The sequence below is a fragment of the Streptomyces sp. RLA012 genome (assembly GCF_056270325.1).
Genome location: NZ_JBWDPA010000002.1, coordinates 2769051 through 2780840 on the forward strand (window position 1 = coordinate 2769051; position 11790 = coordinate 2780840).

Genomic DNA, 11790 nt, shown 5'->3' on the forward strand with positions numbered 1-11790 from the left:
ACACACGATTGGCTCCGGCCCAACGAAAGTACGACAGTCGGTGCACAACCTCCCGACCGTCGCACCGATTCCACCCTCCCCGTCCTCTTCCCGTCCTTCTGCTGGGCCGCACAGCGAGGTGCCGCACGCCATGACCATGTCTCCCACACCTCACCAACCCCCCAGATCTCCGCACGGCGCGGTACTCGTCGCCGCCCTCACCGCGGGCTGCCTGCTCGTGGCCGGCTGCTCCGGATCCGACGGTTCGACCTCCGACGCGAACAGCGGCACGGCGGGAAAGGCGACCACCGGCCGGATCAAGGTCGCCCTGATCACCCACGGCGCGTCCGGCGACGCCTTCTGGGAGCTGGTGCGCAAGGGCGCTCAGGCGGCGGCCGCCAAGGACAACATCGACCTCACGTACGCGAGCAACTCCGAGGCCGCGGAACAGTCGAGTCTGGTGCAGGACGCGATCCGCGACCGGGTCGACGGCATCGCGGTGACCCTGGCCAAGCCGGAGGCGATGCAGAGCGCCGTCAGCGCGGCCAAGGCGGCGGGCATACCGGTGGTCGGCCTCAACTCCGGGATCGACGCCTGGCGGTCCGAGGGCCTGCTGGAGTACTTCGGCCAGGACGAGAGCGTCGCGGGCCGCGCCACCGGCGACAAACTGGACGAGCTCAAGGCCAAGCACACCCTCTGTGTCATCCACGAACAGGGCAATGTCGCCCTGGAGGCCCGCTGCGCCGGTGTGAAGAAGACCTTCGGCGGCAAGACCGAGCCGCTCTATGTGAACGGCACCGACATGAAGGCGGTGACCACCGCCGTCACGGCCAAGCTGCGCCAGGACCCGAGCATCGACGAAGTCATCATGAACGGCGCACAGTTCGCGCTCGCCGCGGTGAAGTCGGTGAAGGAGGCGGGCAGCAAGGCCGAGGTCGCCACATTCGACCTCAACAGCAGCCTGGTGAAGGCCGTGCAGAGCGGAGACGTGCAGTTCGCCGTGGATCAGCAGCCCTATCTGCAGGGCTATCTCGCCGTGGACTCACTCTGGCTCTACCACTCCAACGGCAACGTCAGCGGCGGCGGAACCGCTCCCGTGCTCACCGGCCCCGCGTTCGTGACCAAGGAGAACGTGGCCTCGGTCGCGAGGTTCGCGGCCGGCGGAAACCGCTGACGCACGGCCGCGGCGGGGCTGTTGCGCGACGGCCCCGGCGCCGCCCGGCACAGCGTTCACCGAGGTTTTCCGTCACTCACGGTGCGTACGGGCACTTGTACGGATAGCATCTGCGCACCCCGTGTGCTTCGGCAGGACCACCCCCTTGCCCTCCTTCGCCCTCATCCGCGCTCATCAAGACCCTTCCCCTCTTCGCTGATCGCCCTAGGACGACGATGTCTCCACGGACCGGTGCCCGGCGCCGTCTCGGCTCCATACGGCTCTCCCTGATCCTGCTGGCGCTGGTCCCCAGCGTCACCCTCTCCGCCATGTGGGGTGTGACGACGACGCAGATCTTCTCGGAGGGACTGCGGCTGCGGGCACAGACGGAGCTGAGCAGGTCGACCGGCGCCATGGGCACCGAGGCGACGCTCGCGCTGCAGCGGGAGCGCAGCCTGTCGGCGGCGTGGCTGGCCTCACCGACCGGCTCCCGGGCCGCTCTGGACCAGCAGCGCAGACGTACGGACGCGGAGGTCGCGAAACTGGTGAGCCGGTCGGACGACTTCAAGAACGCGCCCGCGCGGATCGGGGACCGAATGTACTCGGTCATCGCCTCGGTCGGAAGTCTGGAGTACTACCGGGGCCAGGTGGACGACCCCACCGACATCACTCCCCAACAGGCCCTGGACCAGTACACCCTGATCATCGGCGACCAGATCCACGCCTTCCAGGAACTCTCCCAGGTCGACGACGGGGACCTCACCTCGCAGGCCGGTCCGCTGATCACGGTGGGGAACGCGGCGGAGCTCGTGGCCCAGGAGGACGCCGGGCTCGCCCTGGCCTGGCCCGCGGGGAAACTCGACGAGAAGTCGTGGCGACAGTTCGCCCAGCTGGTCGACGTGCGGCGCTGGGTCTTCCAGAGCCAGATCCTCAACTCGCTGCACGGCACCGTGAAGACACAGGTCGAGCGGATCCTCCAGAGCCAGGACTGGAAGACGCTGGAGGCCGTCGAGGACCAGGTGATCGCGACCGGGGAGGGGAACGTCGGCACGGGCCGGGCGATCAAGCTGCCGGACGCGCACCAACGCTGGAGCGCCGCGCTCGGCCGCATCTCCAGCCAGTACTCGAACCTGATCCAGCAGCAGACCGACGAACTGCTGGACAGCAGCTCCGACAGCGCGCGCGGACTGCTGGTCAAGGCGACCGTGCTGAGCGCCGGCGGACTCGTCGCCCTGCTGCTGTGCGTCGTGATGTCCTGGCGCATCACCCGCTCCCTCTCCCGACGGCTGCGCGGCCTCAGGATGGCCACGCTCAGCCTGGCCCAGGAGCGGCTGCCCGACGTGGTCGCCCGGCTGGACCGGGGCGAGAAGGTCGACGTGGAGTCCGCCACCCCGCCGCTGGACTACGGCGAGGACGAGCTCGGCCAGGTGGCCCAGGCGTTCAACGCCGCCCAGCGCACGGCGGTGCACACCGCGGTGGAGCTCGCCGACACCCGACGCGGCTTCCAGAAGGTGATCCTGGGCATCGCCCGGGAGAGCCAGAACCTGGTCAACCTGCAGCTCAGCAAGCTCGACGCGCTGGAACGCGAGCACCAGGACCCGCAGATCCTCAAGGGACTGTACGAACTCGACTCCACGGCGAGCCAGTTGCGCCGCTACGAGGAGAACCTCGTCATCATCAGCGGCGAACAGCCCCGGCGCAGCTGGACCGAACCGGTCGCACTGATCGACATCCTGCACAGTGCCGTCGGTGAGGTCGCCGAGTACCAGCGGGTGGAGGTGCACACCGACGACGAGGTGTACCTGAGCCCGCCCGCGGTGGCGGACGTCATCCATCTGCTGGCCGAACTCATCGACAACGCGACCACCTACTCCCCCGCACCCAGCCCGGTGAGCGTGCGGGCCGCGATGGTGGCCAAGGGGCTGGCCGTCGAGATCGAGGACCGGGGCCTCGGCCTGTCCGAGGAGGACTACGCGGCGTTCAACACCCAGTTGGCGGTGTCGCCCCAGTTCGACGTGGTCGCGCTGGCCGACGACCTCCGGCTCGGCATGTTCGTGATCGCCCGGCTCGCCACCCGGCACGGTATCGCCGTCACCCTGCGCTCCTCGCCCTACGGCGGGACCACCGCGATCGTGCTGATCCCGCACGACGTCGTGGTGCGCGAGACCCCCGACCCGTCGGCCCCGGCCACCGCCGAACCGGCGCTCGTCATGGCCAAGCGGAGTTCCGCCGGTGACCCCGCACCGCAGCGCCGGCCCCACGAACGTACGGAGGAGGCGCGGCCCGCCGCCCGGGCCCGCACGAGTGACACCTCCGTACCCCGTTCCGCCCCGGCCCCCGCATCCACTGCCGCCCGGCGCGGCGGACTCGCTCCGCTGCCGCGCCGGGTGCCGCAGACCAGCCTGGCCACGGAACTGCGGGAGGAGGCCGCGCCGGCCGAGGCCGACGACAGGGAATCCGCCGATGTCTCCGACTTCACCGCGGAGCGGGCCGCCTCCTCACTCGCCGGGTTCCAGCGCGGCACGCTCCAGGCCCGAGACGACGAAGAGGAGATCTCGTACGACCACGAGGGCCAGGGGACGTCGTACGACCACGGGAGCCAGGGACCGTCGTACGACCACGGGGAGAACCACCCCCCGACCCAGCTCGCAGACCGCTCGTGGACTCCGCCCGCCGACCGCTCGTGAAGGAAAGAGAAATGACACGCCCCAGCACCGCCACGCACAGCCAGCTCGACCAGCTGCTCACCGGACTGGTGGAACGGGTCGCCGATGTGAACCACGCCGTCGTGCTCTCCGAGGACGGTCTGGTCGTCAGCAAGTCCACGGCGTTCGTCCGTGACGACGCCGAGCGGCTGGCGGCGACCGCGTCGGGCCTGATGAGCCTCAGCAAAGGCGTCAGCATGGACTTCCGCGGCGGTCCGGTGCGCCAGGCGCTCATCGAGATGCGCGACAGCTATCTGATCCTCACCGCCGCGGGACCCGGCGCCCATCTCGCCGTGCTCACCAACCACGGGGCGGACGTCGGCGTGGTGGCCTACCAGATGAACATGCTGGTGAAGAAGATCGGCGAGCACCTCAGGGCAGCACCGCGTGCGGGCGTCTCCGTCGCCGCCGACAACGGCGAGTGAGGTGAGCGAAGGCGACGCGGCCGGCCGGCTGGTACGGCCGTTCACGCTGACCGGAGGCCGTACCCGGCCCAGCCGCGCCGACTTCACCCTCATCACGTCGGTGACCGCCGTGGATCCACCGCCCGCGGGCGGCACCCGGCCGCAGTCCGAGCACACCCGGATCCTGCGGCTCTGCGCGAAGCCGGTCGTGGTGGCGGAGCTCGCCGCTCAGCTCGACCTGCCGGTGAGCGTGGTCTGCATCCTGCTCTGCGACCTGCTGGAGGCAGGCCGGATCACCGTCCAGCCACCCCGCCTGGTCTCCCGTACCCCGGACCTGGACCTGCTGCAGAAAGTGAGGGACGGCCTTGGCCGGCTCTGACCCCGCCGCTCGCGGGACTTCGGCACCCGACGCACCCTCCGCTCCCGACGCGGTCAAGATCCTGATCGCCGGAGGGTTCGGCGTCGGCAAGACGACCATGGTCGGGACGGTCAGCGAGATCGTCCCGCTGCGCACCGAGGAACCCCTCACCTCCGCCGGTCTGAACGTCGACGACCTCGACGGCATCCAGGAGAAACGGGCCACCACCGTGGCCCTGGACTTCGGGCGGATCACCCTCAGCCCCGAACTGGTCCTGTACCTCTTCGGCACCCCGGGCCAGCAGCGATTCTGGTTCATGTGGAACGACCTCGCCATCGGCGCCCTGGGCGCCGTGGTCCTCATCGACGTCCGCAGGCCGGAGTCGAGCTTCGCCGCCATCGACTTCTTCGAGCGCCGCGGCATCCCCTTCGTCGTCGGCGTCAACGGCTTCTACGGACAGCATCCGTACACGCCCGAGGAGATCCGGGACGCCCTGGCCCTGCCGGAACGGACTCCCGTGCTGCTCTGCGACGCCCGGGAGCGCGGGTCGTGCCGGGATGTGCTGCTCACCCTGATCGACGAGTTGATCGCTTCGGCCCGCAGTAACTGACGTACGACCAAGACTGACGTACGACCAAGACTGGCATACGGGCCATGACTGACGTACGAGAAGAGGGAGTCCGTCGGCGTTCCTGTGTGCCGCGACGGTGTGACTGTGCGAAAGCTGTGAGTTCCCTGATTCTCATCCTTCGCTCAGCGCGGACTCAGCGATGCCCCAGATCCGGCCCTGATCGTCGGGGCCATGAACGAAAAGAACGCGGGAGGCGTCCGGCAGCGGTCGGCCGAGATCGTGGTGCCGGTCCACAACGAGGCACACGTCCTCGCCGACAGCATCGGCCGCCTCCACGCATACCTCGAAGCCTCCTTCCCGTTCCCGTTCCGGATCACCGTCGCGGACAACGCCAGCACGGACGCCACCTGGCAGGCGGCCACCGACCTGACCGCCCGTCTCCCCCATGTCCACGCCGTCCACTTGGAGGCCAAGGGCCGGGGCCGCGCGCTGAAGTACGTGTGGAGCCGGTCGGAGGCGGATGTGGTCGCCTACATGGACGTCGACCTGTCCACCGGCCTCGAAGGCTTCCTCCCCCTCGTCGCGCCCCTGCTCTCCGGCCACAGTGACCTCGCCATCGGCAGCCGGCTGCACAGCCAGGCGGCGGTGGTGCGCGGGCCGAAGCGCGAGTTCGTCTCCCGCTGCTACAACCTGCTGCTGAAGCTCGGTCTCGCCGCGCGCTTCTCGGACGCGCAGTGCGGCTTCAAGGCGGTGCGCGCTGAGGTCTTCCGGGCGCTCGCCCCGCACATCGAGGACAACACCTGGTTCGTCGACACCGAACTGCTGGTGCTGGCCGAGCGCAACCGTCTGCGCATCCACGAGGTGCCGGTCGACTGGGTCGACGACCCCGACAGCCGGGTCGACATCGTCGGCACCGCCGTCGACGACCTCAAGGGCATGGGCCGGATGCAACGAAGGATCCTGACCGGCCGCACCCGCGTCGCGGTACCGCACCGGGCCGGTACGGATCGCATGACGACCGCCGCCCACGAAGCCACCACACACGGGGCCGCCACCCGCATCGCCGCCCGCGGTATCGCCGTCGCCGGTGAGGCCGTCACCGGTGAGGCCGTCACCGGTGAGGCCGTCACGGGTGGGGCCGTCTCCCGTCGGGCCGGGTGCGGCGAGGTCGGCTCCGTGGAGCCCGGCCCTGGTGGGGTCGGCTCTCGCGCGAGCGCCGACCGTGCGTCGGACCCGGCGGAGGCCGCCGCCCCGCCCGCCCGGGCGAGGGCGGCGTGAGCGGGCCGCGCGGCCGCGGCGCACGACAGCGGCCGCGCTCCCCCGCCACCATCCCCGTCCCCATCGCCATCACCGCGGTCGGCGCCGACCCGGTCGCCACCGCACCCCGCTTCGCCCTGATGCGGCTCCGGGCCCTCGGCCCGCGTCGCAGTCCCTCTCCCCGCTTGGAGCCCGCATCATGACGACTCTCGCCCCACCGCCCACCTCCTCACAGGGCAGCCGGCACCGTGCGGCGGCCCCGCCCGCCGACGGCGGCTTCACCGCCCGGACCAGAAGGGTCTTCACCGGCCCCGCCGAGGACCCGCGCTGGACGCGTCCCGCCCTCTGGGCGATCCTGCTCGCGGCCACCGCCCTGTACGCCTGGAACATCACCTCCATCACCGGCAACAGCTTCTACAACGCGGCCGTCTACAGCGGCACCAAGAGCTGGAAGGCGTTCTTCTTCGGCGCGCTGGACTCCGGCAGCTTCATCACCGTCGACAAACCACCGTTCGCCCTGTGGGTGATGGGGCTGTCCGCCCGCGCCTTCGGCTTCGGCACCTGGCAGTTGGCGCTGCCGATGGTCGCGGTGGGCACGGGCTCCGTGGCCCTGCTCCACCGTATGGTCAAGCGCGACTTCGGCCCCGCGGCGGCGACCGTCGCCGCACTGGCACTGGCGCTGACCCCGATCACCGTCGCCATCACCCGGGACACCAACCCGGACCCGATCCTGGTCTTCCTGATGCTGCTCGGCGCCGCCGCGCTGATGAAGGCCGTGCGCACCGGCCGGCTGATGCCGCTGGTCTGGTCGGCGGTCGCGATCGGCTTCGCGTTCAACACCAAGATGATGCAGGCGTACGTCGTCCTGCCGGTCTTCTTCCTGGTCCATCTCTGGGCCGCACACGGCTCCCTGGGCCGCCGGATCCGCCACCTCGCCGTCGCCACGGTGGCCCTGGTGGTCTCCAGCGCCTGGTGGATGGTGGTCGTCGACCTGATCCCCGCCTCCTCCCGCCCCTACATCGGCGGTTCGACCGACAACACGGTCTGGGACCTGGTCATCGGCTACAACGGCTTCGGCCGTATCTTCGGCGCCGGTTCGTCGGTGGGCTCGGCGGGCAACGGTGCCAGTTTCGGTGGCAGCGCGGGCGTGTACCGGCTGTTCAACGAGATCATGGGCGGCCAGATCTCCTGGCTCATCCCCTTCGCGGCCATCGCCCTCGTCGCGGGACTGATCCTGCGCGGCCGGGCCCCACGGACGGATGCGAAGCGTGCGGCGCTGCTGCTCTGGGGCGGCTGGTTCGTCCTGCACTATCTGACCTTCGCCCTCGCGGAGGGCACCTTCCACCCGTACTACGTCACCGCCATGGCCCCCGGCATCGCGGCTCTGGCCGGTGCGGGCGGCGTGACCCTGTACCGGGCGTTCCGTGAGGGTCCGGCGGCGATGGGGGCGCCCCCTGCTCAAGCGGAGTCGAGAGCTTGGGGGAGGAGCTGGGTGCTGCCGGCCGCGGTCGCGGCCAGTGCGGCCTGGGCGATCGTGCTGCTCCAGCGGGTCTCGGGCTCCGGCGCGCTCTACACCGTCGCCGAGATCGTGGTCGGCGTCGCGGGCACGGTCGCGGTGCTCGGGCTGCTCGCCGGACGCTTCATGCGACGGGGCCGGCTCGTCGGTTTCGCCGCGCTGGCCGCGGTCGTCGCCCTGCTGGCCGGTCCCGCCGCGTACTCGGTCTCGGCGGCCACGTCCTCCACCAACGGCACCAACCCGACGGCCGGTCCCAGCACCGGCGGCGGCATGGGCGGTATGGGCGGGGGACCGGGCGGCGGGAACGGTACGAGTCGTACGAGCGGTACGGGGGGCCAGACCATGGGCGAGCCCCCGTCCGGCAGCGGCTCCGCACCCTCCGGCTCCGGCACCCGGCCGAGCGATGGCGAGACGGACAGTGGCCAGACCGGCAGTGGTCAGACCGGCGGAGGTCAGATGGGCGGAGGCGGCACGCAGGTGTCGTCCGAGATGATCACGTACCTGAAGAAGCATCAGGACGGGGCCACCTGGCTGCTGGCCGTGGCCACCGACCAGACCGCGTCCTCGATCATCCTGGAGTCCGGGCAGCCCGTCATCTCCATGGGCGGCTGGTCGGGCAGCGACAACGCCATGACCCTCGCCAAGCTCAAGAGCCTGGTGAAGTCGGGCAAGCTGCACTACATCATCGTCAGCAGCGACGGCGGACAGGGCACGAACTCCGAGATCGCCACCTGGGTCGAGGCGCACGGCACGGCCGTCAAGTCCTCGGCGTACAGCTCCGGTTCGTCCTCGACCACCTCTTCTTCCACCTCCTCCACGTCGAGCACCGGCGGTCTGTACCGCCTGGACGCCACCGACGTCGGCTGACCCAGCCATCCACCCCGGCAGGGGCGGGCCACCGGACATCCCCCGCCGGTGGCCCGCCCCTCCTTTCCGTTCCTTTCCGTCGCTCAGTCCCGGGCGAGGGTGGCGCGGGCTTCGCCCGCCGGGCGCCGTACGGCCGCGTCGGTCAGCTCCTTGACCCGGTCGGCGGGCACCGGGACACCCGGGGTCTCGAAGAACCAGCGCTGCGCCTCCTCCTGGCTCAGCCCCTCGGGCTGCGCCGCGAGGTAGGGCTGCACGTAGACCGGGGTGCCCGGCTCGCTGCGCCAGCTGTCGGCGAGCGTGCCGATGTCCACCGCGTCGTACCCGAGGACGTCCAGCAGTTCCCTCACCCGCGCCTTGGCGTCCGCGTCGTCACCGGCGACGGGCAGCGCGCTGCGGTCGGGGGCGCCGGAGGGGCGTGCGGAGATGAACAGGCGCCGGAAGTCGATGTTGTTGAAGGCCTTGACCACCCGGGAGTCGGGCAGCTGGCGCTGGACCAGGGCGCTGGAGGTCAGCTCGCCCGCGTCCAGCTCGGCGATGTGGCCGTCGCGGTCCGGGTAGTAGTTCATCGTGTCGATCACGGTCCGGTCCGCCAGGGCGGCCGCGGGAAGCCGGTCGTAGGCCATCAGGGGCACGGTCGCCACCACCAGGTCACCGGCGCGGGCGGCCTCCTCGGGAGTGGCCGCGCGCGCGTGGGCGCCGAGTTCGGCGACGAGGTCGGCGAGGGTCTCCGGTCCGCGCGAGTTGCTGAGTACGACGTCCAGTCCGGCGGCTACGGCGAGGCGGGCCAGCCCGCCGCCGATCATGCCGCTGCCGATGAGTCCGAGGGTCTTGGTCACGGTGGGTTCTCCCGCTGGTGTGATGTGAAGCAGATAGATCAAGAGTGAATCCATATGCCAATCGTGAAACTCAGTGTCACATTAGCGCCCGCGATTCACTATGGCGAGCGGGGAGCGGGTGAGCGGTACGATCCCGAGGTGAACGGAGCAGCGCGTACGAGCACGAGGGACATCGCACGGGCCGCCGTCCGGGCCGAGTTGGCCCAGGTGGCCTTCGAGCTGTTCCGCCGCGAGGGCTTCGAGAACGTCACCGTCAACGACCTGGCCGCGGCGGCCGGGGTGTCCCGGAGCACCTTCCTGCGCTACTTCGGCACCAAGGAGGACGCCGTCCTCGACGCGGTGGACGCCCAGGGCGGGCGGATCGCCGACGCGCTGCGCGCCCGCCCGGCCGGCGAGGACGACTGGACGGCGCTGCGACACGCCCTGGGCACGGTCGTCGAGCACCACCGGCAGGACCCGGCCGGCGCGCTCGCGCTGTCCCGTCTGATCATGAAGACCCCCGCGCTGTGCACGCGCAGCATGGAGAAGCAGAACGGCTGGCGCCCGGTCATCGCCGAGGCCCTCGCCGAGCGCGCGGCCCCCTCGCAGCCCTCGGCCCTGGGCCCGCTGGTGCGGGCCGCCGCCGCGGTCGACTGTCTGAACATCGCCGTCAACCACTGGACCGCCGCCGACGGCAGCCTCGACCTCGACGACCTGATCGACGAGGCCTTCGCCGCGCTCGCACCGCGCCGGCCCACCCCCGCGACAACTGCCTGACCCACAAGGAGAAGGAGGCCGGCAACCGTGGAGGCTGCGGCCACGCTGTCCGCTCTGGTGGCGCGCGTGGCGGCGGGCGAGCTGAGCGCGAGCCAGGCGATCGCCGACGCGCTGGAACGCCTCGACCGTACGGAGCCCGACGTACGGGCGTGGGTACGGGTCGACCGGGCGGGTGCGCGCGCCGCCGCCCGGGAGCTGGACACCGCGCCGTCGGATGCCGTGTCCCCGAGCCCCGCGTCCCCGGGCAGGCTCCTGCGTGGCGTCCCGGTCGGGGTCAAGGACATCATCGACGTCGCCGGTCTGCCCACCGAGTGCGGATCGCCGCTGCGCCGGGGGCGGGTCGCCGAGGCCGACGCCCCACTGATCGCCCGGCTCCGGCAGCTCGGCGCGATTCCCCTCGGAAAGACGGTCACCACCGAGTTCGCCTACTTCTCGCCCGGTCCCACCCGCAATCCGCACAACCTGGCGCACACACCCGGGGGTTCTTCGAGCGGCTCCGCGGCCGCCGTCGCCGCCGGGGTGGTCCCGCTGGCGCTCGGCAGCCAGACCGCCGGCTCGCTGACCCGGCCGGCCGCCTACTGCGGGGTCGCGGGCTTCGTGGCCCCGGCCGGAGGTCCCCTCGACACGACCGGATTCATGGGCCTGTCCCACAGCCTCGACGCGGTCGGGCTGCTCACCCCGACCGTCGCCGACCTCCGCCTCGCCCACTCGGCGCTGACCGGCGCCGACCGGCTCCCCGGCCCTCCCGAACCGCCGACGCGCCCAAGGCTGGCGGTGTGGTCGGGCACCGAACTGGCCGAGATCTCGCAGGACATGCGGGCAGCCCTGATCCGGACCGTCGAGGACGCCGTGGCGAGCGGCGCGGTGCTCGTGGACGTCGACTGGCCCGCGCGGACGCCCCGGCTCGTCGAGGCGCACACCACGGTGATGGCGTACGAGGCCGCGCGGGCACTGGCGGTGGAGGGCGCCCGACCGGACCGGCTGAGCGCACCGCTGGGCGAACTCCTGGCGCACGGTCGCGGCATCGCGTCCGCGGACTACCACCAGGCGCTGTCCCTCGCGCGGCGGGAGCGCGCCGCGACGCTGGAGCTGCTCACCGACGTGGACGCGGTGCTCGGCCCGGCCGCGCAGGGGGCCGCGCCGAAGGGGCTGACGGCCACCGGCTCCCCCGTCCTGAGCCGCCCCTGGCAGCTGCTGGGCCTGCCGGCCCTGACCGTTCCGGGCCACCGGGACGCCCATGGCATGCCCCTGGGGCTCCAGCTCGTCGGACACCCGGACCGCCTGGAACAGCTCTTCTCCCTCGGCCACGCCGTCGAAGGGTCCGCGCGAGCACGGCGGTAGGCGACCACGGCACACCCCTGTGACCACCGGGCATCGGCTCCCCGGCG

General features: G+C 71.5%; 10 protein-coding genes. 9 read left to right on the forward strand and 1 reads right to left on the reverse strand.

What is annotated here, in order from left to right; genetic code table 11:
• Positions 1-130: 130 nt before the first annotated feature.
• The 7 genes from RV986_RS12855 to RV986_RS12885 all read left to right on the forward strand — a co-directional run bounded on the left by RV986_RS12855 (position 131) and on the right by RV986_RS12885 (position 8810).
• Positions 131-1153 (forward strand): substrate-binding domain-containing protein, encoded by a 1023-nt coding sequence (locus RV986_RS12855; protein WP_475917520.1) that lies wholly within the window; start codon positions 131-133, stop codon positions 1151-1153.
• A 215-nt stretch (positions 1154-1368) separates the two neighbouring features.
• A complete protein-coding gene (locus tag RV986_RS12860; protein WP_475917521.1) occupies positions 1369-3819 on the forward strand; it encodes a sensor histidine kinase in 2451 nt (816 codons plus the stop codon).
• An 11-nt stretch (positions 3820-3830) separates the two neighbouring features.
• Positions 3831-4262, forward strand: coding sequence for a roadblock/LC7 domain-containing protein (locus RV986_RS12865; protein ID WP_475917522.1), 432 nt, complete (start codon positions 3831-3833; stop codon positions 4260-4262).
• A 1-nt stretch (position 4263) separates the two neighbouring features.
• Positions 4264-4620, forward strand: a complete 357-nt coding sequence (locus RV986_RS12870) for a DUF742 domain-containing protein (RefSeq protein WP_475917523.1) — start codon at positions 4264-4266, stop codon at positions 4618-4620.
• Positions 4607-5209, forward strand: coding sequence for a GTP-binding protein (locus tag RV986_RS12875; RefSeq protein WP_475917524.1), 603 nt, complete (start codon positions 4607-4609; stop codon positions 5207-5209). The genes RV986_RS12870 and RV986_RS12875 overlap by 14 nt, the downstream gene beginning before the upstream one ends.
• A 192-nt stretch (positions 5210-5401) precedes the next feature.
• A complete protein-coding gene (locus RV986_RS12880) occupies positions 5402-6448 on the forward strand; it encodes a glycosyltransferase (RefSeq protein WP_475917525.1) in 1047 nt (348 codons plus the stop codon).
• A 178-nt stretch (positions 6449-6626) separates the two neighbouring features.
• Complete coding sequence (locus RV986_RS12885) at positions 6627-8810, forward strand: ArnT family glycosyltransferase (protein WP_475917526.1); 2184 nt, start codon at positions 6627-6629, stop codon at positions 8808-8810.
• An 83-nt stretch (positions 8811-8893) separates the two neighbouring features.
• Here the strand turns inward: RV986_RS12885 and RV986_RS12890 are convergent, their stop codons facing one another.
• Complete coding sequence (locus RV986_RS12890; RefSeq protein WP_475917527.1) at positions 8894-9646, reverse strand: NADPH-dependent F420 reductase; 753 nt, start codon at positions 9644-9646, stop codon at positions 8894-8896.
• 138 nt (positions 9647-9784) lie between these two features.
• Between RV986_RS12890 and RV986_RS12895 the strand changes: the two genes are divergently transcribed.
• Complete coding sequence (locus RV986_RS12895; protein ID WP_475917528.1) at positions 9785-10402, forward strand: TetR/AcrR family transcriptional regulator; 618 nt, start codon at positions 9785-9787, stop codon at positions 10400-10402.
• A 27-nt stretch (positions 10403-10429) separates the two neighbouring features.
• Positions 10430-11743, forward strand: a complete 1314-nt coding sequence (locus RV986_RS12900; protein WP_475917529.1) for an amidase — start codon at positions 10430-10432, stop codon at positions 11741-11743.
• Positions 11744-11790 lie beyond the last annotated feature (47 nt).